The following is a 26535-nucleotide window of genomic DNA, read 5'->3' as shown; positions in this document are numbered from 1 at the left end:
CAAAGCTGTTTTATTGTTTTATATATCGCAAGAGAATCCTACACTATACTGTTCAACTCCAATCGTTTAATTAAGTGCATTTTACCATGAGCTTTATCGGATATCAACCCGGGCCGTACGAATTCAGTGTCTCTTCAAGCAGAGATCAGGCCGTATTTCAGGAAGCAGTTATACAGTCCGTCTTCCTCAATGTGGTCTGTGATATCATCGGCAATCTGTTTGAGCTGCTCTCTGGCATTGCCCATCGCAACCCCCACCTGGACATATTCCAGCATCTCCAGATCATTAAGCCCATCGCCGAGCGCCATGCTGTCTTCACGCGGAATGTTCAGGTGCTGCAGCACATCGGCAATGGCCGAAGCCTTGTGGACACCCGGAATCATCAGCTCCCCGCTATTCTCGCCAAACAGGGGGATAGAACTCTGGAGCGCTGTGAACCGGCCCTGTAAATCCGCTTGAATCCGATCAAATGGCAGGCTGCTCTCAAGAAAGCAGATCTTGTTGACATCATCCAAATATAATTCTTCGTTCCCATACGTCAGTGTTGCGATATATGGATGCGGTGTCAGCCGTTTGCGCTCCTGTGCTGCAGGATCATTCAGCAGATCACCATAAATTCTGCGTTCCAGATGCGGCTGTAAGTTGCGGCTCCCGTATAGCGCGGTGTTGGATTCCAGAATGAAATCCACCTCATTGGCGTGGAAATAATCGATCAGATGTTTGGCGTCTTCCGGGGTTACCTTTTTGTGATAAAGCATTTCATTGCCGCTCTCTACATACCCGCCTGCAGCTCCGATCAGGCCGTCGAAGCCGATATTCCAGATCGAGTCATAGATTTCAGCCTTCGAGCGGCCAGTACACAGGTAGAGTAAATGCCCGTTCTCCCGCGCCTGTCTGCATGCCTGCTGCGCCGATTCCGGTACGATGCCATTCTCTGTGAGAAGTGTTCCGTCAATGTCGATGAAGACTATTTTTCTGCTGTTCTGACTCATGAATCCCCAGCCCCCTTGTGTAATGTTCCTCTGAACTATAATTTATGTAATGCGTTCCAGGTCAAGGATTATTTTCAGAAACAGACGTGAAAAAGGACTGACCCAACACCATGAAATGGTTAAATGGGACAGTCCTATGCCTGCCGGGTACGATTAATTGATCTGGAGCAAATCCGATTCCTGCGCCCCTGTAACCACCGAAATGATGCTCTTCCGCAGCTGCCCGGCATTCTGTGCCTGATACGGATCGGCAGCATAGATGACCGCATCGGCAATGTAGCCCTCGGCAATCCGCCCCAGCTCATGTCCGCTTCCGAGGATCTCAGCTGCGTCCTGCGTAGCAGACTTCCACGCTTCTGCCCGGCTCAAGCCGTAATCGAACAGCGTATCGAATTCCTGCAGGTTATAACCATGCAGTGATGGTGTAGCATAATCCGTACCGAATCCAAGACGTATTCCTGCCCGCTTGGCATATCCAATTGCCGTGGCATGAGCATCGGCAGCGCGGGCGGCCCGTTCACAGATGACCGGATTCAGTGCAAGTACCCCCTTGGGATCGGCAGCGATCCGGTAGATCGAAGTTGTCGGTACGAAGGCTACGCCGGACTCGGCCAGTCTGCCCGCCTGATCCCAGGTAAGGAACATCCCATGCTCTATGGATTCCACTCCAGCCCGGATAGACCAGTCAATCGTCACGCCGCCCCAGGTATGTACCAGAACCTTCTTGTGGTTCGCGTGCGCATGACGGACGATGAAGGCGAACTCTTCCTCAGAGAAGTTCGGCTCTGTTACCTTCTCGGTAGGTGCACCAAGACCGCCTGTTGCCATAATTTTGATCCATCCTGCTCCGGTAGCGTAGATCTCATTCAGGCGCTGCTCCAGATGCTTAACACCCTTGGCATCCGCTGCACCCAGCATTTCACTGCTGGTCTGCACCCGTAACGGCTGCTGATAATACTTCACCAGATGCCGGATGGTGCTTGGCAGAATGCCTCCGGCATCGCGCGCCGTTGTTACACCAGTCCGCAAGGTGGCTGCGAAGGCCTCTGCCTGCATCACTTCAACCTCCCGGCTGTCCCGATTCAGCTGGTCGGCATGATCGAAATCGGTCCAGGCCAGATGCGTATGCAGATCAATGATACCCGGACTGATCCATAGCTTCTGCTGGGGCTCTTCCGTCTCAACATGCTTAGATCCTGCTTCCGCAACCGATGTGAACCGGCCATTCTGAATCTCTATATCGAACCGTTTCCCTTCAATACCTGCGATATGGATGCCATTGTAAGCCTGCAATTGTGGTTGTTTGAGGATCATAGGGCTTCACCCCATACCTGGCGGACTTCCTGAACTGCCTGTTCCGCATCCTGCTTCAGCAATCCGGCAAGCGTGCGTACCGCTGTCTCCACGCCTTCCCGGCTGGCGTTGGCGCCGAAATGGTTGATCCGCAGCAGCTGGCCGTATAGTTCCCCGTCTCCGGGAGCAACGATGCCGATAGGCTGCTTGATCCGCAGGTTCTCTTCCCCGTTAATCCGGACGGTAGTAGTCAGTGTGGAATATTGACGGCTGTTCTTCTGCCATGGTTCAAGACCAAGAGCTGTGATACCCGCTATGGCAGAAGCTGCTGCACGTTCATGGCGCTTGATCACTTGAGCCAGTCCCTCATCGGCAATAGTAGACAAAGCTGCGATCAGAGCTCTGGCCTCCAGTGTTGGAATATTCGGCGGGACGCGAAGCGGCGGCGTGCCATCCGGTGCCGGCTTCAGATCCAGCAAGGATAGAATGGAATTGCGGGGTGCTTGCTCATTCGACTCCAGGAATGCCCAGCCGCGTGGTGATATACTGACTGCGCTGACTCCGTTAGGTCCGGCGAGTGCTTTTTGAGCACCAATTACGGCAAAGTCCACGGACCACTCATCGACTGACAGAGCCTCTCCACCTACTGCTGATACGGAATCCGTTACCGTAATGAGATTATGTTTGCGTGCAAGGCCGAAGATTTCCTTCGCAGGGTTGGAGCCGCCTGTAACGACTTCTGCCTGTACGAAGGAAACAGCAACCGGATGATACCGCTCAACCGCAGACGCAACCTCTTCAACCGTAATGACTTCATCAAAGGAAACTTTCACTTCAATCACCGTCGCTCCGCCGCGCTCCAGCCATTGTCCAAACAAACTGCCGTAAGGGCCAGTCACTACATTTAGAATGGTCCGGCCGGGTGCAGCAATTCCTGCGGCTACCGCTTCAATGCCTAATATGGCTTCCCCCGGGATGATCACCGGAGGGTACTGGGTGTCTAAGAGATCAGAGAGCAATGTTGTTAATGTATTGAACTCAGAAAGGGACAGCGGGATAAATCCTTTAGGTTCTTGGTTCATGTAGACCTCCTGATGTAATTGATTTCATTGTGGCATCTTTGGAACCGCAGATAACAGCTCGCGGCTGTATTCATGCTCCGGGCGGATGAAGAACTGATCCTTGGTATTGATCTCTACCAGCTTCCCCTGCCGCATGACGGCAACGGTGTCGCTGACTGCGTGAATAACCCCAAGATCGTGAGAAATGAATAACACGGTAAGGTTAAGCTCGTTTTTGAGCGTGTGGAACAGTTCCAATACGCTCCGCTGCACGGATACATCGAGTGCACTTGTCGGTTCATCGGCGATCAGCAGGCTCGGCTCCACACTTAGAGCGCGTGCAATGGCAATCCGCTGTCGTTGGCCGCCGGAGAATTCATGCGGATACCTGTCCAGGGACCTGGCTTCCAGCTGAACCCGGCTAAGCAGCTCCTTGCTTCTTGTCTCTACTTGGGAACGGTCGACAATCCGGTGAAACAGCAGGGCTTCAGACAGGATCTGCCGGATAGAATGCTTAGGATTCAGCGAGGCATCCGGATTCTGGAAGATCATCTGGATCTTCTTATGCTGCTCTCTGCTTCTCTTCTTGCGCAACTCCTGTGAACCCAGCAGAATCTGCCCCTCATCCGGAGCGATCAGCCCGGCAATGACCCGCGCAAGCGTAGACTTTCCAGAACCGGACTCTCCGACAAGCCCCAGCGTGGTATGCTGCTCCAAATCCAGCTGTATATGGTCAAGCGCGGTAAATCCGCCGTAACGGACCGTTAGATCACGTACCTGCAAAGCTAATTCCATTATTGTACGCTCCCTTCAAGCTCCGGCAGAGGAAGCACTGAATCAATAAGCATCTGTGTGTAGGGATCAGCCGGATGCTGAAGCAGATTAAGCGTCTCTCCGTGCTCCACAATCTGCCCCTGCTTCATGACATATAATCTGGAGCAGAGGTTAGCGGCAATTGCCAGATTGTGTGTAACGAAGACCATGGCGAAGCCCAGCTCACGCTGCAGACTGGTAATCGTGTCGATGATCTGCCGCTGAACGGTGACATCCAGCGCGGTTGTCGGCTCATCACAGAGCAGAATGCCGGGCTTACAGGCAAGAGCCAATGCGATAACAACACGCTGACACTGGCCGCCCGACAACTGGCTTGGATAACGGTCTGTTTTTCTCAAAGAATCCGGAAGACCTAATCTTGCAAGCAGCTCCAGGGCAATTGTCCGCGATGCTCTAAGGCTGACTTGTTGTCTGTAATACACGACTTCTGCCAGCTGTTTCACAACCGGACAGAGCGGGTCCAGCGCGCCTCTCGGGTCCTGGAATACCATCGCACTGCTTACCGTACTCCGGACGGTCCCTCCGGTCTGCTCCACACCACGAGGAAGGAGACCAAGGATTGCTCGCAGAGTAAGCGACTTGCCGGAGCCAGACTCCCCTACCAGCCCGAGACTCTCCCCGCGCGCAAGCGAGAAGCTTATATTATTGACGAGAATATCTTTCGACTTTGCTGCCAGTGTCAGTGATTCTATTTCGAGCACAGGTTCAATTGACATTATTTTTTCCTCCAAATATCGGCCAGGCCATCCCCTAACAGAGACAATGCAATCCCCGTATACACCACGGCGAATCCCGGAACTGCCGACAGCCACCAGGCGGTGGTAATGAAGGGTTGTCCATCTGAGATCATTGTCCCCCAGTCCGGTGTCGGCGGTGCAATGCCGATCCCCAGATAACCCAGTGTTACAATGGCTACAAGCAGCCCGACCATATCCGTCATCAGCACGACAACGGCTTGCGGCAATACATTAGGCAGAAGATGGCGTAGAATAATTCGTATGCCGGGAAGTCCTAAGGTCTGGGCAGAAGCGACCCATTCCTGTTCCCGGAAGGATGCGCTAAGTCCTCTGACCACACGGGCGAATACAATCCAGCCTACGAGAATGAAGGTGATATAAATCCCCCGTTCCCCGGCACCGCTGGCGAAGGCCACGATAATTACGATCAGATAGAACGGGAAAGCGATAAATGTATCTGTAATCAGTGCAATAATTCTGTCGGTCCATTTGCCGTAATACCCTGACAGCATTCCCAGTAAGACACCGGTACAGAACGGAATGATCTCGGCCAGAACCATGATAGTCAGATCCGTCCGCGCTGCATAGATTAGTCTGGTAAACAAATCACGCCCCAGCTGGTCGGTTCCCAGCCAGTGGGTGGATGACGGCGGCTGCAGGAAGGCGCTCAAATTCTGCTCCGTTGGATGATATGGACTTAAGTAAGGGATGAACAGAGCCAGAAGAATAAGCACAGCGAACATAATGATTCCAATGAGCAGGGATGGGGTATTCCATATCCGTCTCAGCCCGTTTACTTTCTTCTTGCCCGCGGGCAATTGTATATCTGGAGTTGTAGTTGTCATTGTTTCCCCTTCGTTCTGGGATCCAGCCACCAGGAGATGATTTCAATCAGCAGACTGATGATCACTACAGATAGCGCACAATAAAGTGCTATTCCCTGGATAACAGGGAAATCCCGATTCGAAATTGAAGTGAACAGCAGGCTGCCGATCCCTTTGATGCCAAATACCTGCTCGACCACGAGCGTACCCCCGATGAGATAAGAGATGTTGACTCCCAGCAGCATCAGTGTCGGCAGCGCTGAATTGCGCAGGACATGCTTAAACAGAATGACTCTGGAAGGTATGCCCGCTGCTCTCAGCGTGACGACAAAATCGGATTCGAGTACCTCCAGCATTTGCGCCCTGAGCGAGCGGACCAGCGTAGGAATCTGTGAAAAAGCAACCGTTATCGCCGGCAGCGCCAGGCTTCGCAGCGTTCCTGTGAAGCCTTCGCCTACTCCCCCGACAGGGAACCAGCCCAGCCGGACACTAAAGAGCAGAATCAAAAGAATGCCAACCCAGAAGATTGGCATACCGAGAGTAATCGCAGGAAAGATGCGGATCAGATGATCCAGCAGTTTATCCTTATGTGTGGCTGCAACCGTAGCAAGCAGAAGTGCAGTAATAATTGCAAGCACACAGGCAATCAGGATAAGCAGCAAGGTTATAGGAGCCCGCTGCATAATCAGCTCTCGTGCCGAGGTGCCCATAATAATGGAGTTTCCGGTATCTCCTTGCGTGAACAAGGTCTTCATAAAACGGACGAATTGTTCCCATAGCGGGAGATCCAGCCCTAGGGTGTGATGCATATTCTTAAGCGCTTCAGGTGTACTGTATTCCCCGAGAATCATTTTGGCAGGATCACCGGGCACAATACGTATAAGGAAAAAGACAGCCGTCATCACGCAGAGGATAACAATTAAGGCTCTTACAAGTGCTATTCCCAGCCACTTGTAAGAACCATTATTTCCTTGCGCACCGGTTAAGGTTTGCCTGGAATTCATCATTTGCTTACGCGCACATCTTCCAGACGGATACTACCGTTAGGCAGAACAACAAGTCCTTCAACGGAAGAACGGGCACCGATCAGGATGTCCGGATAATACAGCGGAATGTAAGGCACTTCATCTGCAAGGGTCTGCAGCAGCTCGGTGTAGATTGCTGCGCGGGCATCGCCGTCTGGTGTTTTTTGACCTTCATACAGCAGCTTGGTTACATTATCGTTCGTGTAGTGTGTCCAGTACGATTTGCTGAAGCCTTCAGGATCGGTCTGGAAGGCGAGTATCGAGTTCGCCTCCGGAGAATCGGCTTGACCGCTGTTCAGCATCGCCGCGAAATCATAGGCGAAGAAGCGTTCACGGAAGGTGGCAAGTTCAACGGATTCAATCTCAATCTTGATTCCGATGGCTTGGCCTGCCGCCTGAATAATCTGTGCTTCCTGGGCTCTTGTGCTGTTGCCGGAAGCAATCAGCAGCTTGGTTGAGAATCCGTTAGGGAATGCAGACTTGGCAAGCTCTTCCTTGGCTGCGGCAGCATCGAAGTTCAATGACTTAAGGGTATCATTGGCATTGTAAGGAATCGTTGTCGGCAGCAAAGAATTGGCGGTCTGTGCATATCCGAAGGTTAAAGCTTTGGTCAGACCGTCACGGTCCAGCGCCAGCGCCAGGGCACGGCGGACATGAACATCGGAGAAATGCTCATCCAGCGTGTTGAAGAACAATTGCTCCGTCACCCAGCTGCCGTTCGTTACTACCGTTGTATCTGTGCCATCCTTGATCTCTCCTGCATTCTGAAGGGACAGGGCTTCCACTGCATCCACTTCTCCTGCCTTCAGCTGGTTGATCGCCTGGCTGTCGTCTTCGATCAGTTTATAGACAAGCTTATCGATATACGGTTTACCTTCCTGCCAGTAGTTTGTGTTCTTGGTGAAGGTAACATCACCGGCCGGGTCCCAGGTTTCAACTACGAAAGGTCCCGTGCCTACCGGCTTCTTGAAGAATTCTTCTTCGGAAACCCCGCCGAAATTATTCGGGATAATACCGTTCGAGAAGTTCGACAGCTCGGAGATGAATGGTGTGTAGGGTTCTTTCAGCTTAATCACCAGTGTCTTGTCATCCTGTGCCTTGAAGGATTCGACCGTCGCCGAGATCGCCAGAGGCCCTTCAACCGTCAAATGACGGTTCAGGGAGAACACAGCATCCTCCGCTGTGACTGGCGTTCCGTTCGAGAACTTCAGACCGTCACGCAATACGAAGGTATACGTTAAGCCGTCTTCGCTGATCGTGTGGGACTGGGCAAGAAAGTCCTTAATTTCACCCTTGCTGTCAAAAGCGACCAAAGATTCAAACACTTTATCAATCGCAAACGCATTATTGGAGGTGATCTGGTTATGCAGATCAAACGAGGTTACGGAAGCCGGCCGGCCATAGGTAAAAGTGCCTCCTGCAGATGGTTCTGCTGTGCTTGTGCTTTCTGTTGCGGCTGGACTCGCACTTGCCTGAGCGCCATTACTGGTGTCCGCATTGTTGTTGGAACCTGAGCATCCTGCCAGCAGCACTACAAACATTACTGTCAGTGTCCCCATTCCAATCGTTTTTCTAAATGTAGCCTTTAACTTGGTCACGTGTGATCCACCCTTCCTATAAATCATATATGTTTAGTATGGATTGTATTATGGATTACACATCTTCTTCTGTCAAACAAAAGTTCAATTGAACGGCAGAATTGAATCTATTCCTTCCATTGCAGGAAATGAATTCGTAATCATCTGCTCTCAATCGCTGCCTGTAGGTTATAAGCGCTTATATCGATATCTGGCGCACTGCCGAGTGCCAGCTTCGCCAGCTGACTCCCGATAAAAGGACCCATCGTGAGTCCCGAGGCACCCAGTCCATTGGCTGCGATTAGACCCTTCCAGCCTGGAACAGCACCTATAACCGGAAGGAAGCCTGGTGTAAACGGACGGAAACCTACCCTAACTTCACCAAAGGCACTGTCTGCCAGTTCAGGAGCCACCTCCAGTCCCTTATTCAGAATCTCCTGCATACCTCCTGCAGTCACTCTGGTATTATATCCTTCCACATCATTCTCATGTGTAGCCCCGATCACAATTTGCTGCCGGTCAAAAGCGAGCAGATATTGATCACTCGGCGGGATGACTACCGGCCATTCTCCCGTATTCTGATGGTCAGAAACCTGCAAGTGCATAATTTGCCCCTTTTGGTAACTGACTTTGAAGTCAATGCCAAGTGGCTGGAGCAGCGGGTTCGCCCAGGCGCCTGCGCACACAATAACTTCATCCGCCGGGAAACACTCCGCACCTACAGTAACCCCGGTTACCCGCCCAGACTCATGTTGAAGCGCCGCATCTCCGGTAATCCTGGTGGCACCCTGCTGCTGCGCAGCATGAAGCAATGCATCACGCAGGGCACGGCCATCTACCCGGGCGGCACCGCTGATATGCACAGAGGCATAGCCTCCGGCAAGCAGAGGGAACCGTTCACAGGTTTCTTCAGCCGAAAGCCGCGTAATTTCTCCGATTTCCGGTGCATCTGCCAACCGCAGACGTGCCCGCTCTTCTATTTTGTCCAGCTTGCCCGCATCCGTATGAATACTAAGTGCACCTACCCGGGCATAGCCAGTATGGGTTTCGCCTCCTTGCTCAAGTTCCCTGATCAGCTCAGGATAAAATCGCGCACCTGCCTTCGCCAGCCGGTACCAGGCCTGATTACGCCGCTGGGACAGCCAGGGACAGATGATGCCTGCGGCCGCATCCGTGGCTTGCCCATGATCTTTGCGGTCGATTACCAGGACATCTGCCCCCATTCTTGCTAACTGATAGGCTGTGGATGCCCCGAGAATCCCTGCTCCGATTACGATAACTTTCTTCATATGTACAGCCCTTTCACTTGAGGTTTGAATTCTTTGCGAGAAATTCAAGGATCGTATCGTTTACCAGCACCGGCTGTTCTCTTCCCATATGCGGCCGGTGGCCGGCACCCGGGACAATCAGGCATTGTGATCCTTTGATCAGCGAGACTAGCTGAATGATCTTATCCGCTACAGCGTATGTATCGTGCTCTCCTGCAATGATTAGAACCGGACAGCCGATACTGCTTAACTGTGCTTCACTAAGATCCGGGTACCTCCGCCAGTCAGCAGCTGATTGCCGCATGAATTCCTGCCAGTTCCCCTGATGCGCTTCTTGATGTCTTTCCATCATCTGTCGGATGATATCCTGCTTACCCTGCTCCACCAGCCGCTCAGGCTCATATTCATCTGCTCCAGCCGGGTCGCAGAATCCGCCTGTTCCAATTGTAGTCAGCGTAGCAACCCTGGCCGGATCATTCACCGCGAGGTATAGTCCAACATTTGCACCCATACTGTAGCCAATCAGATGCGCTTTTTCAATATTCATGCAATCCATCAAGGCTCTGATATCATCCGCCAGCCGTGGCGTCGACCATTCAAGACTCTCGCACCTGGTCCTGCCATGACCGCGGAAATCAGGGAAATAACAGGTGTATCTATTTTGAAAGTCCAGAATTTGACTTGAGAAGGCCAATAACCCTCGCGAGTAACTGCTGTGCAGAAAAATAACCGGATCTCCGTTACCTATTTTTTCATAAAACAGTTTCAGATCTTTAACTTTAACATGAGGCATGATACTAACCCTCCATTAGCAGGAAATAATGATATTTCGGCAAGTATGATCCTTAACAGCTTAGCACAGGTTGCTTAGTCAGGCATCATGCGGGAGTAAATCATGGATCTCCCGTTTCGCGCAATAACAAAAAAGAACAGCGATTCCCCGGTTAAAGGAGGATCACTGCTCTAAGTTTCATAAGGATAAAGATGCTTCTGCGGTTAAATATTGTCCAATTCTCTAATCCGCTCTTCCAGCTTAGGGAACACGCGGAGTGCATTATTATAGAATACATCCTCCCAGTGCGCTTCCGGGATCAGATGCTTCACGAATATAATGTAGGCATCCAGTGGAACCAGCGGCCAGTCGGTACCGAAGACGAGGCGGTCATATTTCTCGGCGAACACAATCGCCCGGCGGAAATGATCAGTGTAGGTCTGCTCGGTCAGCAGGCGGTTCACCTTAGCCTGGTCTCCGACGATCCAGCCGGACAGGTCGGTATAGAGATTCGGATTCTTCTCCAGGAGTGCCGCTGTGTCCATAACCCAGGGATCGCCCAGATGGCAGAGCATAAAGGTAATATCCCGGTGCTTCAGGAATGTCTCTTCCATAGACAGCGGATGCGAATATTTCAACAGGCCCCGGTCAGAGTACGTTAGCCCTCCATGAATGACGATTGGCAGTCCGTAAGCAGAGGCCAGCTTATAGACCGGATCATAGATCTCGTCCCCCACATTGAAGTGGTAATAGCCGGCATACAGCTTGATCCCGACGACATCCTTCTGTTGCAGCGATTGTTCCAGCGCCTCCAGCTGCCCGTCCAGATGGAGAGTCAGCGGATTAATTCCTACACAGGTAAACAAATTATCCGGAAGCGTCTCACTCAGGTCAAGCAGCATGGGATTGAGGGCTTCCGGATCCGGAAAAGCACCGGCGGCCGTCTCGGTCACGCCCATCCCGACACCTGCGATAACACCGGAGCGGCGGAACTCCTCCTGGAGTCCTTTGCCGGTATAATCTATATGTGCTAAGGTCCGGGCTGTCTCGTGAAAGGTATCAATGTTCGAGTAATGCACATGTGCGTCAATGATTTTCATAGGTGCGTCCTTTCTTCAGTTCACTTGTTGAACCGGATTGACAGGAGATCGGCATAAGCCTGCTCCGGAATCTTCAGATCCGAGATAAGATAGAATTGAGGCTTGCTGAACCGCTCTTCTCCGTCTTTAAGATCCAGCGGGTCTATAGCATAAGACAGTGCCGCATGAGTATTGGCCATCAAAGTTGTAGAAGAAAGGTCCGGTGCAGTGACTAGAGTCAGGCGCTGTTCACGCTCTTTGGAGCCCACTTGAAGAATTCCGTTAGTACTTCTAACCCCCAGCTGTACTCTCCCTGCCTTATAGACAAGCTCTTCACCACTGCTGTTCTTCAGATACCCCCTGCTGTCCTTAAGATCGGCGGACGCACGGTAATGGGACGAGGTTTCAAGCTCGAGCGGATATAACGGTGTGCCCGTATTCTGTTCAATGTGTACAGTAGAGGCAAGTACGGGTACACCCGGAAGCAGCATGAAATACTGATGCAGGATAAGTCCTTTGTACTTATCATTCTGCTGAATGGTGACACTCATGCGTATGCCCGTCCAGCGGTTACCCTTATCGTCCGTGAGCTCGGCGAAATCAGCGGTCCGCGGCTCTTCCATGAAGCTGCGCAATGAAATATCGTTGACCATTGTTAAGATTCCACCCACCCAGGGATTCCACCAGGATTTAGCTATGGGCTGTGGAAAAGAGGAATCCAGCCATTCCTGTCCCTGATACTCCAGCGAGAATAATCCCGGAGCAAAATCGCTGCTGGCCTGTATCCGCAGAATTCCGTTGTCCACGGCAAGCACCTGAGATTGCCCAATGTCCAGAATCTGCTGTTGGATAACCTGATCCGACACAGGAAAGACAAGGAAAGCTCTTGAGCTCTCATAAATATCCATATCCAGCTGCAGCGTAATGACATCAGGATCAGAACCTGATGAACGGGTCAGCGGAAGAGTGATTTCCGCGAGCTTTTGTTCCCCTTGTACCGCAATACTTGTCTCCTTAATGCTGCCTGCACAAGACGAAACCCTGATCTCACCGTCCAAATAAGTCTTCTTCTGCTCCTGCAGTGAGAGCGTTAGAGGACCACTGATGAACGGGTTCCTGTTATTCAGATTGGCCTCCAGCTGCTGTGCAGAATTCAGATCACGCGTATTGCTGCGTAGCAGTGCGAACGCACGGAAATCCTGCCAGTTGTTCCAGGTCCCCAGCGCAATCCGCAGCGGACTTGTCTCCAGCTTGCCTCCAGCGGGAATCCGGCCCAGCGAATGCTCAACAGCATGCAGCCACGATTCCTGGATAAGCTCTAATTCTGCCGGCCAGCTTATCCCCCGCGAGAATTCTCCATGGGCAGCGAACATCCAGTTTTCTGTGAACTTCCGGACATCCCAATAGTCCGGGCTGGACGCTTCTGCACCTAAGCTCAAATCTAAATACTTATCATTATAAGGGATGACTCCTCCACTAAGGCTAAACTCGAAGCTGTCCTTCAGAACCAATTCTTCCTCTTGATCGGTGTCCAGCGGATTATGAATCCTGAAATGCCGGGAGGTGATACCATTGCTGTACAGCTTCACCACCATGGTCAGCAGTATGCCTGGTCTAGCAGTCAGTTCATACCCGGCCTCCAGCACCATGGCTTCATCATCTTTATAATAATGCACCTCAACTGGCGCTACCTTCTTGAACTCATTGGTATAAGGCAGACCAAACTTCGGATAGGCCAGGCTTACAGCCTTCATACGGCCTTCATATAGCTTCAGCGTATTGCCGGATTTATCCAGAACTGCCGAATACCGTCCGCTGCTGATCACCCATCCCTTGTCCGTTTTACCGCCAAAGGCAGCGTCTGCCCCAGGGAAGACCAGGCTCATCTCCTGCCCGAGAATCACCGGTTCAGTACTGCCGCCTGCATTCCGGATCTTCACTTCATGATGCCAAATGCCGTAGGCTTGCAGCCGGGCTTTTATTGTGACGGTTCTCCGGCCCTTTGCCGGAACCTGAACTGTAAGTGTAGTCTGCCCGAACGTGAGGATGGAATCCTCTGGCAAATCAAAGGCGAACAGCGTATCCGTACGGTACCCGTTCTCTACCGTTACATCAACCTCAAACTCTTCCCCGATATAGACGGTTCTGTCAGGTAGCTGCAGCTGCACTTTGACCGGGAACTTGGGCTTAACCCCGAGTTTGAATACGGCAGGCAAGCCGTTAATGAGCAGTTCAGCCTCTACAATGGGATGGGTCTGATAGATACTCTGTTCCTCTTGTACCGGATGGACGAAGAAGCTGCCCTCAATCTGCGTCTCCGATTCAATATCCCGCGATTCGTTCAGCTCAAAGCTGATTTGCGGATTGCTTATGCCGTTAATCTGCAGGGATAAAGGCTTCCCGCTTTTATTAACAGCTTCATATACAACGGGGTATTGAGCTCCGAAAGGCAGCTCATGCCGGTCAGAAATCGTTGCCTGAATCCGGTAATCCTCCGTCTCAATCAGGCGCAGTCCGCGGCCGCTCCGCTCATATTCCATTTTCAGGCGCAGTCCGTCTTTCAGCCATTCATATGTAAAATAGTCAAATCCGCCTTCCCCCTGGCCATCAGGCTGAACATTGATTTCGCGGATGCTGTCGTTATACCAGTCGATCTTCTCAAAATAAGTCTTCACCGCACCGGTCTGCAGCACTGAAGGGATAAAATTCATCAGATGGGTAGTATCATCCCGTTTCTCCCAGAAAAAACCGCTTTTCTTATAGGTAGGAACCGCCTTGACGTTACCCGCCCAGGTGTATAAATCGAGCCGCGGCCAGCCAAGCCGAATGGTCTCCTCGACAGCCCGTCTAACCAGTCTCTTGCCAACCTTACGTCCATGGAAATCCGGTCTGACATTGAGCAGTGGAATATAAAGCGCGCCGGTATCCTCTTTGTAATGGGAGAAGCTGCAGTACCCGATAACCTCACCGCCTGCTACAGCCAGAAACACTTTGAGCAGCGTGCTGTTCTCATGTTCTCTGAGCACACTTTCCTCTGTCCGGTAGGCGTTATCCCCGCCCCAGCTTTCAGAGCTCCGATTCCACATTTCAGCAATGGACGCGGCATGCCTGGCAGGCTCGTATTCTTCAATGACTATTTCTTGTATTTCCGGCATTACGGTATTCCCTCCTCAGATCACTATTGATCCTTGCCTAATGGAATGTACGCACTGGCAGGTAAGTGGATGTTTTTTACAGTATATAATAGAAGGTTAACCATAGTAATATCTTCTTTGATTATAAAAGATTATTACCTATAGCTATCATCATACCCTGCCCGCTCCGCACTTTGCAAAGCTACGTAAAAGATAACCTCGAACCTACGAAATAGCCGATAGAGACAAACAGAAGTGACCACGTGAGCGCACCTGCAACGGTGACAACCAGGTATTTTCTGAAAGACATGGCACTGATTCCGGAGATATAGCTCGTAACATGTCTGAGACCCGGAACGAAATAAGCGATGAAGACCGTCCAGTTTCCGAACCGGAAGAACCATCTTTTCACACTTGAGAACCTTTTTGGTGTAAGCCCTATCCACTTCCCGTATTTGTCTACCACCGGCTGCCCGAGTCTCAGACCGATAGTATAGCTGATCAGCATACCTGTTATTGATCCGATAAAGCACACCAGGACCGAAACTGAGAAATCCAGCACCATTGTTGAGGATAGATAGCCAACGAACAGCATCAGCAGCTCATCGGGTACAGGCAGTCCGATAAGACCCAGCGCGAGCAGGCCAAATATGGCTAAATATCCGTATTGTGAGATCATCTCAATGATCCATGGCATGATGTATCACTTCCTGTTAACGAATTTTTTGAACGAGGGGAACGGAATCCGGCTAACCATGAGCAAGGACAGCAGTCCCATCAGGACGATGACCAGCTCCGGCTTCATCCGTTCAGCCACTAATGCGATCATCGATAGAATAAGCCCTGCAGCCGTAATAGGCATACCCGTGAAGCCCTTCGAAGGCGCCGACAGATTAAATCTGGCCAGGCGCAGCGCTCCGCAGATCAGGAACGCAACGGCAGCAACAGGTCCAAGCCACTCTACATTCTCCAGCCTGTACAACAATATGAGGAAGGTCGGGGCAAGTCCAAAGGAAATAATATCTGCCAATGAGTCCAGTTGTTTGCCGAAATCGCTTGTACAATGGAGCATTCTTGCCAGTAATCCGTCCATGACATCACATATTGCCGCCAGCAGTATCATCAGTAAAGCGAGATTATAACGTTCTTGAATCGTGAAGAGCAAGGAAACTGATCCTAGTCCCAGATTTCCCAGTGTGCACATTGAAGGCAGCCAGTTCCATTTCATGCTGTTTCACTCCCCTTTCTTAAATAGGTCTGTTCAGCCTTCAAAGGTCACATTAAAACAGACGCCGTCCGTTGTGTTTATCACTGCATACCGGCAGCCGTGCATATCCAATATCTGCTTCGTAATCGAAAGTCCGAGTCCGGTTCCCCCTGTCAGACGGCTGCGGGAAGCTTCCGCCCGGTAGAAGCGCTCCCAGATCTGCTCCAGCTGATCTTCGGGGATGTTCTCTCCTTTATTGTGTATGGCGAATGAAAGTGATTTCTCTTGACTCTCCACGGCAACGGTTATTGTACTTCCATGTTCCGCATGTCTGATCGCATTGGTCAGCAGGTTGCTGATTACCTGTTCAATCCAGGACGCATCGGCATAAAGCGGCAGCTCGTTCGCCGGAATAATAACCACATTCAGCTGCTTGTCACCAAGTGAATGTATCAGTTTGTCCGTCACCCTCTCCGTCATTTCGCTCAGCATAAAGGAGCTTTTGCGGAGTTTGATCGTGCCGGACTCAAGTCTGGCTAAATCCAGCATATCTTTTACGAGAAACTCCATTTTATCGGCTTCCTCGATAATGACCTTGATATAATGATCCTGTTTGCCGGCGCTTACCCCATCCTCCAGACCTTCTGCGAATCCTTTGATAATACTGAGCGGAGTCTTCAATTCATGAGAGGCGCTCGCAAAAAAGTCCTGCTGCATCTGCTCCATTTTCTTCTTCTGCTCCATATCTTTAACCAGCTGCTGATTCGCCTCCCGAAGCTCACCCAGTGCAGCATCTAGACTTTGCGACAAAGTGAACATGCTTTTGGACAAGCTGCCCAGCTCATCCTTTTGACGGATCGAAGAATGACCTGTGAAATCCAGCGACACCATCCGTTTGGCGATATTATTGAGCTTAATCAGCGGACGGGTGACCATCTTGGAATAGAACAGCGACAGGACCAGTATCAGAATAAACCCGCCGATTCCCAGATATAAAAAGAACCAGCGCAGCGCCACATTCGAGTCTTTAACATCCTGCAGGGAGGTGACCGTGAATAAGAGCTCAACTTCCCCGTTCCCCTGCTTGACCGGAAGAATAATGACAGAATTCCGGATACCGCTCCAGGGAGCGGTCCACTCCTCTTTCACTATGTTAAGATTTCGGAGTTCTTCGTTCTGATCAAGCGTCAGAGGAAACCAGTCCTCCAAGGCCTCGAAGAGGATGCCCTGCCGCGGATTCCAGACTTTCAAATCCGGCAATACAAGTTCAGTGATTGTCCCGGAAATAGTGCTCATCCCGTCTTCAGGCTCCTCGCCGATCTGCGGTCCGCCTTGTTTCGTAATCGTGAGCGGATAGATCAGATTTCCGGGGTCATTGTCTTCATCAAGACGCTCTCCCTGGACAGTGACTTGATCATTTTCTGTCAAATGGGCTGCCCTAAGCGTATCCCCATATTCGTTCATGAACAGGGACATCGGAATTACCTGAATCTTGCCCGCTTCATCCATCAGCTTCATCCGGAACGGATCTTCAGACTTCAACCGGCCATCCAGCCTCACAATGACCATCTGAGTCTTATTGCGCAGCATGAAGCGGACCAGTTCACGGGAAGTACGGCTTTGCCCCCAGGATTCTTTCGTATAGCTCATCCCGAAGCTCTTGAGATGCTTCTCCACCCTGTTCTCCTTCTGGCTCTGATAGAAGCTGTCAAAGAACAGCAGCTGGCTCAAGATTACCATCCCGTAAAAACATACGAAAAAGATCACGGTCATCACAAACAGCTTAAAGGTAATCCCGCGTCTTCTCATTCCTCAACCTCAAACCTGTACCCTGTGCCGATAACCGTACGGATATAGCGGGATTCATATCCCAGCTTCCCGCGCAGTTTCTTGATATGGCTATCCACGACACGGGAGTCTCCCTCAAATTCAATGCCCCAGACACGGCTGAGGATCGAATCCCTGGAAATCACAATTCCCTTGTTCCGGATCAGCAGACACAGGAGATCATATTCCTTCGGGGTAAGCTCGACTTCTACACCCTCTACCTCCAGACGGTGTGCTAGCGTGTTGAGCATCGCCGAACCAAACTTCACAATGCCGGAATCCGGCAGATGTGTGCCTTGGGCCCGTTTCATAAGCGCATTCGCCCGGGCCACCAGTACTTTAGGACTGAAGGGCTTGGTTACATAATCATCTGCACCTAATTCGAAGCCATGTATTTTGTCGTCATCTGCAGACTTGGCGGTCAGCAGAATAATGGGGATCGCTGAAAGCTTGCGGATTTCCCGGCAGACCTCAAATCCATTCATCTTGGGCATCATGATATCGAGAATCAGCAGATCCGGCAGAAGTGAATTGAACCAGAGGAGCGCATCCTTTCCATTGTCAGCTTCGCGCACTTCCCAGCCGTCCTGGATGAAATAATCAGATACCAGTTCACGGATACGCAGCTCATCTTCGACGAGCAGTAACTTTTTCTTCAATCTACTCCCTGCTTTCAGCCCGTTTATACCACTCAGCATAGTCGAGTGTTATGTCCTTTATGTGCCCTGGTTCAAATTTCGTCAAAAAAAGAAGCAGCGCAATGCGCTGCCCTCCTGAAAAGTAACTATTCGAATGTACTGTTGCTGCCTTATCCTGCCTGAATCGCATGCTTGAACTGGCTGTTATACAGCTCATGGTATACACCCTGTAGTGCAAGCAGCTGTTCGTGGCTGCCCTGCTCGGCGATCTGTCCGCCCTGGATGACGAGAATCCGGTCCGCATCCTGGATCGTACTGAGCCTGTGGGCAATCACGAAGCTGGTCCGGCCCTTCATCAGCGTCCGCATCGCCTGCTGGATATGCATTTCTGTCCGGGTATCGACACTGCTGGTTGCCTCATCGAGAATAAGGATAGCCGGATCAGCAAGAATGGCACGGGCAATCGTCAACAGCTGGCGCTGGCCGTGGCTTAGCGTTGTTCCGTCCGTGCCCAGCATCGTATCGTAGCCTTGCGGCAATCTTGCGATGAACCCGCTGACATTGGCTAGGCTCGCCGCCTCTTCAACCTCGCGGTCGGTGGCATCCAGGCGGCCGAACCGGATATTCTCACGGATCGTTCCTGAGAATACATGCGCATCCTGCAGCACCATACCTAACTGGCTGCGTAACCCGTTTTTGTTCAATTCGCGGATATCTCTTCCGTCAATCAGCAGCTCACCGCTATTAATTTCATAGAAGCGGGTCAGCAGGTTAACAATAGTGGTCTTCCCTGCCCCTGTCGGGCCGACGAGTGCGATCTTCTCACCAGGCTGTGCGGCGAAGCTTACACCGCTAAGGATCGGGGAATCGGCCTGATACCCGAATACCACATCACGGAAAATCACTTCCCCGCGCACCCGGGGCAGCTCCTGCGGCTTCTCGCCAAGGTATTCCGAAGGCATATCCATTACTTCAAATACGCGTTCTGCTCCGGCAATTGCCGACTGGATCAGATTGTACTGGTTCGCAAGCTCGGATATCGGCCGGCTGAACTGCTTGGCGTAGTTCAGCATACTGACGATAACCCCGACTGTAGCCAGCCCGTTGAACGCCATCCATCCGCCAACGCTGGCAATCAGCGCGAAATCGAGGTTATTGATCAGGTTCATGACCGGACCGACCAGCCCGGATACAATCTGCGCCTTAATACTGACCTTATTCAGTTCACCGCTCATTCCGCGGAACCTTGCCGTTTCCGCTTCTTCCCTGCGGTATTGCTTAATCACCTTTTGGCCGCTGATCGCTTCTTCAATGAAGCCGTTGAGTTCACCCAGATGCTGTTGCTGGTTCTTGAAATAGATCCGGCTTAAGCCTGTAATCTTACGGCTGGCCAGCAGAACCAGCGGGATCGTCACCAAAGCAATAACCGTCAGCGGAACATTAAGCATCAGCATAATGACCAGCGAACCGCTTAATGTGATCAGACTGTTCAGCAGCTGGGTAACACTTTGATTCAAAGAGTTCGACACATTGTCGATATCATTGGTTGCCCGGCTCATCAGCTCGCCATTGGCACGCGTATCGAAGAAGCCTATAGGCAGCTCCTGATATTTAGCGAACAGATCACGCCGCAGCTCGAAGACCGTTCTCTGTGACACAGAAGTCATTACGTAAGCCTGCACCCAGGAGACGGCACTGCCGAGAAGGTAAATGCCGCCCAGCAAGATGCAGAACCGGACGAGCAGCCCATAATCCTGGGGGATGATGGCCGAATCTATGGCCTTCCCGAGCAGATACGGACCCATCAGCGCAACGAGGGCGTTAAGTATGGTAAATACATAGACCATAATGAGTCCCGTACGCTGACGGTTCAGATAGGACCAGATGCGCTTAATTGTTGCCATGCGGTTCTTCGCCCGTACCTTCGGCACCACAGCTCCGCGGCCCCCGGGAGGACCTCCGCCGAACCCGCCTGGACGGGCGGGAACCTGTACCTGATTAGGATGACTGGACATACGGCTCCTCCTCTCCCTTCAGCTGCGATTCCCGGATATCCCGGTAAATCTCGCTGTCTGCCAGCAGTTCTTTATGGGTACCTTGGGCAGCAATCCGGCCGTTCTCCAGGATCAGAATCCGGTCCGCATCGATGATTGACGATACACGCTGGGCAATCATAACAATGGTGCAGCTCCGCAGCTGAGTTTTCAATAACAGACGAATCCGCGCTTCAGTAACCGCATCCAGCGCACTTGTGCTGTCATCCATAATCAGAACAGCCGGCTGAATAAGCAGTGCACGCGCAATAGAAAGGCGCTGCTTCTGCCCGCCGGACAGATTAACGCCGCGCTGTCCCAGCAAGGTGTCATACCCTTGTGGCAGTGTACTGATAAATCCATGGGCTTCTGCGGCAATAGCCGCCTGCTCTACTTCTGCATCCGTTGCTTCCGGACGGCCGTAACGGATATTATCCCTGATGCTGCCGCTGAACAGCAGCGACTGCTGCATTACGAAGCCGATCCGGCTGCGCAGATGATCAATGCCAATCTCCCGGATATCTGTTCCATCAATGGCAATGGCACCGGACAGCACCTCGTAGAACCGTGGAATCAGGCTGACCAGGGTAGATTTCCCGGCACCGGTAGCGCCCAGAATAGCGACTGTCTCGCCGGGGCTGGCAACAAAGCTGATGTCTTCCAGCACCAGATTCTCATCTGCCCGGTTATAGGCGAACGAGACATGGCTGAATTCGATCCGTCCGCGTGTAATAACATCACTATTCGCCGAAGGAGCATCGGTAATTTCGCTTGTGGTAGCGAACACTTCATTCACGCGGTCCCCCGACACCTTAGCCCGTGATACGAACGCGAGCATATTGCTCAGCATCATCATGGACATCAGCAGCTGGGTAACATAGTTAATGAAAGCGATCAGCTCACCAACCGGCAGCTTGCCGCTCCAGTTCTGCAGCCCGCCGAACCAGAGTACGGCAACAATGCTTGCATTCAGGATGAGCATCATCAGCGGCATGTTGAGCGCCATTAGGCGAATGGCTCTGATTCCCGTATTTGTATAATCCGTGTTAGCTGTATCGAACCGCTTCTGCTCATGTCCCGCGCGGACAAAGGCTTTGATCACGCGGATACCGGACAGATTCTCCTGCAATACATTGCTTACACCATCCAGCTTCTCCTGCATTTTGGCAAACAAAGGAAAGGACAACCGGATCAGCACATACAGCAGAATGAACAGCAGCGGCACCGCAGCCAGCAGGATCAACGCCAGCGACGGGCTGATCCGGACCGCCATGACCAGACTGCCGATCAGCAGCAGCGGAGAACGGACGAAGGTCCGCAGGATCATTTGCATGAAAGTCTGCAACTGCACCACATCGTTCGTTAACCGGGTAATCAGCGAGCCTGTCTTCAGCCGGTCCAGATTCCGGTTAGAGAAGGTCTGGATATGCTCAAACAGCTTAATCCGCAGATCATTGCCGAAATTCTGTGAAGCGATGCTTGAAAAAACCGTACAGCCCACACCGCCGACCATACCTATGATTGCAACGCCAAGCATAATCCCGCCTGTCGAAATAATATGCGGCAGATCATTTAACATCAGGCCCTTGTCCACGATGCTGGCCATCAGGGCCGGCTGCAGCAGGTCCATAACAACCTCAATTACCATTAACAGCGGGGCGAGCACGCACCAGAGTACGTACGGCTTCATGAACCCCCTGAGTTTCCACATTCAGGTCACCTTCATCTCGTCAGTCGTCCGTTTACGGCAGGTATGTGATTTTATCAGCGATTGGCGTTCTCTGCTTGGCAGCAGGGATTTCCGCCGGATAGCCCACAGCGAGTACAGCAATCACATCATGCTCCTGCGGCGCGCCTAGAATCTCTCGGCCCCGGACCGTTGCGCCCAAGGAAGACCAGAACACGCCTGCACCTGCTTCATGGGCTGCCAGCATGAAATTCTGAATATAGCAGGAAACAGCCATAACGTTCTCATCGCGTTCCATCTGGCTGGCGGCAGGCTTGGAGAGAACACCGATTAACACCGGAGCACCGCCGAAATCGGTCTTATGATTCAGAGCCGCTCTTGTCTCAGGTCCAATAAACAGCAGCTCCCAAGGCTCGTTCATCCGGTGATTCGGAGCATAGCTTGCCGCCTCCAGCCATGTGTTCAGCTCCTTCTCGCTGATAGCGTCCGGTTTGAAAGCCTTAATCGTTCTGCGGGTTTGGATAGTATCAATGATTGTCATGGTTCACGTTCACTCCTTCAGTTGTATTCGCTTGTTCTGCCAGAATTTCACGCAGCTCGAACGCCTGGATGAATTCCTGGATAATCCCGTCCGTTGCTTTCAGCTCACCGCTGATCACCTGCCTGATGGCTTCGAATTCCGGCTGGTCCAGCTGCTGCAATAAGGTAGAGCGTTTGACATGGAGCCGGTCCAGAAATGCAATCGCCCGGCCGCGGCGGAAGGTTTGGGCACTTTGGAAATTCCGCTTGCTGTCTTCATGGGGATGGCCACAATTCTCTCTGTGCTCTTTGTGCCCTCTATGTTCATGTTTTCCTTCGCGCATGTTACTCTCCTCCTTCTGTTGTATACGTATGTATACAAAATTTACTTGTATACAAATGTATACCCTTAATCAGGAAATTGTCAAGCCGCATAACAAAAACAACTCATAAAGCACCGCAGCAGCGGTCTCTTCATGAGTTGTTTCCGGTTCGCGTAATTATACAGTTCCCGATAGTAAATGGTTTGTCATTTCTGCTCCAAGGCATATTTCTTGAATGTTTGCTGCTTGAAATCATCCCAGGCCGGAGTGGGCAATCCCGCCTGCTGTTTAAGCGGCTCAAAAGCTTGATACAGTGCGGAAATCTCGCTGAAGGAGCCGTCCACCAGCTTCATGAAAGGTAATTTATGAACAAGCTTCATGCCTTGGTAGAGCAGTTTCGGATGCCGCTTAACCCCTTTTACGAGTGCTGCCGGATTCGTCTTAATGCCAAGCTTGTTAAGCACGCTGAATCCTTCATCGATCAACGCAACGGCTTGTTTCCAGCGTGCGTTATCCTTTGTTGCTTTTGCCAAATCGCCATTATGAAGATAGCTGACCGAAGTGATTGCTACAATAGGAACAATATGGCTCAATAGCCAAGCGTTAATATCCTCCGGATAATCGAGCTTATATTTCGTCTGCCGGAAGGCCTGCGCCAGCACTGGCTTGAAAGGAACCTCCCCTTCCAGACTGCCCAGCACCATTTGAACGCCCATACGGATGCTGATCACCCGGCCGTTCTTCTCCCGGATCCCTCCGCTAAGCTGAAACCCGAAGACTATATTCTGCGGAGCCCGGCTATTCTCCTTGAAGAACCGCTGCATCCCGTGTGTATCTCCGTTATTGCCGACCAGAACAATATTGGTGCTCAGGTTGTCCGCCAGAAGCGGCAGCACCGCCGGAAAGTCATTGTACTTCATCACTACGAAGATCAGATCATAAATATCATCCGTCCGCAGTTCAGAAATGACCTTCACCCGGTCAACAGTCGTTTTACGCTGAAAATAATGCCGGATCACCAGCCCGTCCTGCTGCAGCTGGGCCGCTCTCTTCGCTCTGGCGAGCACCGTCACGTCATTCCCGCCGCGGACCAGCACATGTGCCAAATAACTGCCGAGCACACCTGCTCCAATAACTAATATTCGCATCATTATTCCCCTCTCATCTTCAAACATTTGTTCTTTAATGAACATCTGTTCATTAGATTATCAGCAGAGGGGAGGTTGCGCAATTGCCAATGAAGGCATGTATGTCAATTTTTGAACATAGAGCAGGTGATTGTCTATTAGTGAGCTTGGGCCCAGCCCCAGCGGATCTTCTTCATTCAACAATCGGAGTGTGAACCGCGACGATCAGCATATCCATATGCCGGGCATGCCGGAGCAGGTAATGGACGAAGCTTTCTTTGAACAACGCACGCCACAGAGGTCTGCGCGACTGGCCGATGATCAGCTGTGTCGTCTGCATTTCATTCATCCGCTGCAGCAGATGTTTGTGCAGATGCTTGCGGCTGACAGCCTCCGTAATATCCATTACACCGCCCAGCCGCTCCGTCAGCTGTCTCAGCGTATCGATCCGCTTCTGCTCTTCCGGTGTCCGTATGCGGTCACAATGTACATAATGCACATGCCATTCGGCCTTAAGGCGGTGCGCAATGCGGAAGCCGCGGCGGATCAGGCGTTCTGCCTGTGGTCCTGTGTCTACGCAGACGAAGATCACTTCCCGTCTGCTCCAGGAACCCCGCAGGGAGGGTTCGCGGTCCCACGCTTCCAGCCGCTCATCCACATCATCGGCAATCTCGCGCAGGGCCAGCTCACGCAGCGCGATCAGATTGCCGATCTTGAAGAAAGACTCCAGCGCCTGATTGACCTTCTCGGCGGCGTATATCTTCCCTTCTCGCATCCGCTGCTGCAGCATCTGCGGGGTAACGTCGATGAGCTCCACCTCACTCGCCATACGCAGGATCGCATCCGGCACAGTCTCGCGGACACGCACACCGGTTAACTGCTCCACGGCATCATTCAGACTCTCCAGATGCTGCACATTGACCGTAGTAATCACGGAGATCCCGTTCTCCAGCAGCTTGATTACATCCTCATAACGTTTCTTGGTCTTACTTCCGGGAACATTGGTATGGGCAAGCTCATCCACCAGCACTACCTCGGGATGCCGGGCTAGGATCGCCTCCGTATCCATCTCCGTAAGTTCGGTGGACTGGTAGTGAATCTGTGCTCTCGGGATCATCGTTAATCCGCCCACCTGCCCCTTCGTTTCCAGCCTGCCGTGGGTTTCCAGCAGCCCCACTACAACATCAATTCCTTTGTTCAGCAGCAGATTCCCTTCCTGCAGCATTTTGTAGGTTTTGCCTACTCCCGGAGCTGCTCCGATATAGACCTTGAAGGTTCCACGGCGGATCTTCTCAATCCGCTGCTCCAGCTCCTGGCTGGTTAAGCGGTGGAAGGGCTCCTCTGTTCCCTTAGGGGCCGAGCGGACCGGCAGAATCCGCTCCCCGTCCCGTTCAGCGCGGTCTGCCATCAGGAACACATCAATATTCCGCGTCCGCCTCAGCACACGGCTGGCAATGGAGCCATGCCATTTCTCCTGCCAGCGGCTTTTCTGCGAATGGCCCATGACAATCCGGGTGACATTGTTCTGAATTGCATAACGCACGAGCATCGAGGGCAGCAGCCGCAGGCGGATCACCTCCAGCTCTTCAAACCTGGCATTGATCCGCTCTGTCAGCTTGAGAATGGAGCGTTTGAATACCTGCTGATCCTTGGTCAGCGGACGGCTGCGCACAAGAAATGTAACGATAATGAGGTCTCCGTTCAGCCGTTTGGCGATCTGCTGCCCCCTTCTGATATAGAGTGACCCATTCCAGTGATACTGCGCGGATACAAGAATCCGCTCTGTTGCGCCGGAAGGGCCGATCAGCCCCTCGGCTTCCCGGTGTTTCTCCAGGGAATCGTTGACCCCTTCCGCCATCAGCCGCAGAGACAGCTCGCGGAGTACGCCAAGATTACCCCGGCGGGAGAGTGCCGGATGCGAGCCTTCTCCGAGTACCCCTTCTTCGATCCGCTTCAGAATGGTTTCGGGAGAGACATCAATCAGACGAACCTCGTCCGCGAATTCCAAGGTGTTCAGCGGTACAGTTTCTTCTGCACGGATGCCGGTCATCTCATAGATCTTCTCGCCAACACCCGCAAGCTCGTAGACATTAATGGTAGTAATCACGCTGATCCCCTGATCCATCAGATAACGGATGTCCTCCAGCCGTGTCGGGAACCTGGCGCCTTCACGGTTGCGGTGCGCCAGGCCATCGACCAGCAGCACCTCAGGATTACGCTCCAGCAGAGCATCCAGCGGAAGATCCTTCTCCTCCTTCCCATCCTTCCGCCAGTGGATGCTCGGAACCCGCTCCAAAGTACCAAGCTGCTGAACGGTTTCCGTACGTCCCATGGTCGATACTGCACTGATTACTACATCTATACCCTGATGCTTAAGCAGCTTGCCTTCCTCCAGCATATGATAGGTTTTGCCAGATCCGCTGACCGAGCCGATGATAATCTTGAGCCGTCCCCGCTGCAGCTGATAAATGGAGTAGAGGATTTCCTCCGGTGACTTGCGTTTATAAGGTGCCATAAGTTAACCTCCTCTCCCCCAGGGCTAACCGGAAATGACCCTGCCCGTATAGCTTACGGGCAG

At 52.0% G+C, this 26535-nt stretch carries 22 protein-coding genes; all 22 read right to left on the bottom strand.

All coding sequences use genetic code 11. The features are described from left to right. Window positions 1-134 precede the first annotated feature (134 nt). The 22 genes from PBOR_RS17235 to PBOR_RS17130 all read right to left on the bottom strand — a co-directional run bounded on the left by PBOR_RS17235 (window position 135) and on the right by PBOR_RS17130 (window position 26472). Window positions 135-992, bottom strand: a complete 858-nt coding sequence (locus PBOR_RS17235; protein ID WP_042213689.1) for a Cof-type HAD-IIB family hydrolase — start codon at window positions 990-992, stop codon at window positions 135-137. 153 nt (window positions 993-1145) lie between these two features. Then, a complete protein-coding gene (locus tag PBOR_RS17230; RefSeq protein ID WP_042213687.1) occupies window positions 1146-2306 on the bottom strand; it encodes an amidohydrolase family protein in 1161 nt (386 codons plus the stop codon). Continuing rightward, window positions 2303-3367 carry an aminotransferase class V-fold PLP-dependent enzyme gene (locus PBOR_RS17225; RefSeq protein ID WP_042213685.1) on the bottom strand — a complete coding sequence of 355 codons (1065 nt, stop codon included), beginning with the start codon at window positions 3365-3367 and terminating at the stop codon, window positions 2303-2305. Before PBOR_RS17225 ends, PBOR_RS17230 begins: the two co-directional genes overlap by 4 nt. A gap of 24 nt (window positions 3368-3391) precedes the next feature. Next, entirely contained in the window at window positions 3392-4141 is a 750-nt protein-coding gene (locus PBOR_RS17220) for an ABC transporter ATP-binding protein (protein WP_042213682.1), read from the bottom strand. Then, window positions 4141-4896 carry an ABC transporter ATP-binding protein gene (locus PBOR_RS17215; protein ID WP_042213680.1) on the bottom strand — a complete coding sequence of 252 codons (756 nt, stop codon included), beginning with the start codon at window positions 4894-4896 and terminating at the stop codon, window positions 4141-4143. Before PBOR_RS17215 ends, PBOR_RS17220 begins: the two co-directional genes overlap by 1 nt. Further along, on the bottom strand, window positions 4896-5762 hold the full coding sequence (locus tag PBOR_RS17210; protein WP_081972084.1) for an ABC transporter permease: 867 nt from the start codon (window positions 5760-5762) through the stop codon (window positions 4896-4898). The genes PBOR_RS17215 and PBOR_RS17210 overlap by 1 nt, the downstream gene beginning before the upstream one ends. Continuing rightward, window positions 5759-6748, bottom strand: coding sequence for an ABC transporter permease (locus tag PBOR_RS17205; RefSeq protein WP_245647804.1), 990 nt, complete (start codon window positions 6746-6748; stop codon window positions 5759-5761). The genes PBOR_RS17210 and PBOR_RS17205 overlap by 4 nt, the downstream gene beginning before the upstream one ends. Next, complete coding sequence (locus PBOR_RS17200; RefSeq protein WP_042213677.1) at window positions 6745-8364, bottom strand: ABC transporter substrate-binding protein; 1620 nt, start codon at window positions 8362-8364, stop codon at window positions 6745-6747. The genes PBOR_RS17205 and PBOR_RS17200 overlap by 4 nt, the downstream gene beginning before the upstream one ends. A 140-nt stretch (window positions 8365-8504) precedes the next feature. Continuing rightward, complete coding sequence (locus PBOR_RS17195; RefSeq protein ID WP_042213675.1) at window positions 8505-9632, bottom strand: NAD(P)/FAD-dependent oxidoreductase; 1128 nt, start codon at window positions 9630-9632, stop codon at window positions 8505-8507. A 13-nt stretch (window positions 9633-9645) separates the two neighbouring features. Continuing rightward, window positions 9646-10404, bottom strand: a complete 759-nt coding sequence (locus PBOR_RS17190) for an alpha/beta fold hydrolase (RefSeq protein WP_081972083.1) — start codon at window positions 10402-10404, stop codon at window positions 9646-9648. Window positions 10405-10607: 203 nt separating this feature from the next. After that, window positions 10608-11483, bottom strand: coding sequence for an amidohydrolase family protein (locus PBOR_RS17185; protein ID WP_042213673.1), 876 nt, complete (start codon window positions 11481-11483; stop codon window positions 10608-10610). Between the two features lie 20 nt (window positions 11484-11503). Then, on the bottom strand, window positions 11504-14617 hold the full coding sequence (locus tag PBOR_RS17180; RefSeq protein ID WP_042213671.1) for a GNAT family N-acetyltransferase: 3114 nt from the start codon (window positions 14615-14617) through the stop codon (window positions 11504-11506). 181 nt (window positions 14618-14798) lie between these two features. Further along, window positions 14799-15293 (bottom strand): DedA family protein, encoded by a 495-nt coding sequence (locus tag PBOR_RS17175; RefSeq protein ID WP_042213669.1) that lies wholly within the window; start codon window positions 15291-15293, stop codon window positions 14799-14801. A gap of 6 nt (window positions 15294-15299) precedes the next feature. After that, the gene (gene pssA, locus PBOR_RS17170; RefSeq protein ID WP_042213667.1) at window positions 15300-15824 is read right to left on the bottom strand and encodes a CDP-diacylglycerol--serine O-phosphatidyltransferase; all 525 of its coding nucleotides are present in this window, start codon (window positions 15822-15824) and stop codon (window positions 15300-15302) included. A gap of 33 nt (window positions 15825-15857) precedes the next feature. Next, the gene (locus tag PBOR_RS17165; protein ID WP_042213666.1) at window positions 15858-17612 is read right to left on the bottom strand and encodes a sensor histidine kinase; all 1755 of its coding nucleotides are present in this window, start codon (window positions 17610-17612) and stop codon (window positions 15858-15860) included. After that, the gene (locus tag PBOR_RS17160) at window positions 17609-18289 is read right to left on the bottom strand and encodes a response regulator transcription factor (protein WP_042213663.1); all 681 of its coding nucleotides are present in this window, start codon (window positions 18287-18289) and stop codon (window positions 17609-17611) included. The genes PBOR_RS17165 and PBOR_RS17160 overlap by 4 nt, the downstream gene beginning before the upstream one ends. A gap of 149 nt (window positions 18290-18438) precedes the next feature. After that, window positions 18439-20283, bottom strand: a complete 1845-nt coding sequence (locus tag PBOR_RS17155) for an ABC transporter ATP-binding protein (RefSeq protein ID WP_042213662.1) — start codon at window positions 20281-20283, stop codon at window positions 18439-18441. Next, the gene (locus PBOR_RS17150; protein WP_042213660.1) at window positions 20267-22012 is read right to left on the bottom strand and encodes an ABC transporter ATP-binding protein; all 1746 of its coding nucleotides are present in this window, start codon (window positions 22010-22012) and stop codon (window positions 20267-20269) included. The genes PBOR_RS17155 and PBOR_RS17150 overlap by 17 nt, the downstream gene beginning before the upstream one ends. A gap of 31 nt (window positions 22013-22043) precedes the next feature. After that, window positions 22044-22529, bottom strand: coding sequence for a nitroreductase family protein (locus PBOR_RS17145; RefSeq protein WP_042213658.1), 486 nt, complete (start codon window positions 22527-22529; stop codon window positions 22044-22046). Further along, a complete protein-coding gene (locus PBOR_RS17140) occupies window positions 22516-22851 on the bottom strand; it encodes a hypothetical protein (protein WP_042213656.1) in 336 nt (111 codons plus the stop codon). Before PBOR_RS17140 ends, PBOR_RS17145 begins: the two co-directional genes overlap by 14 nt. Before the next feature lie 185 nt (window positions 22852-23036). Next, window positions 23037-23981, bottom strand: coding sequence for a ketopantoate reductase family protein (locus PBOR_RS17135; protein WP_342671121.1), 945 nt, complete (start codon window positions 23979-23981; stop codon window positions 23037-23039). Window positions 23982-24150: 169 nt separating this feature from the next. Next, complete coding sequence (locus PBOR_RS17130) at window positions 24151-26472, bottom strand: universal stress protein (RefSeq protein ID WP_042213651.1); 2322 nt, start codon at window positions 26470-26472, stop codon at window positions 24151-24153. Window positions 26473-26535 lie beyond the last annotated feature (63 nt).

The organism is Paenibacillus borealis (assembly GCF_000758665.1).
GTDB lineage: Bacteria > Bacillota > Bacilli > Paenibacillales > Paenibacillaceae > Paenibacillus_AQ > Paenibacillus_AQ borealis.
This window is presented reverse-complemented; position numbering and strand designations above follow the sequence as displayed.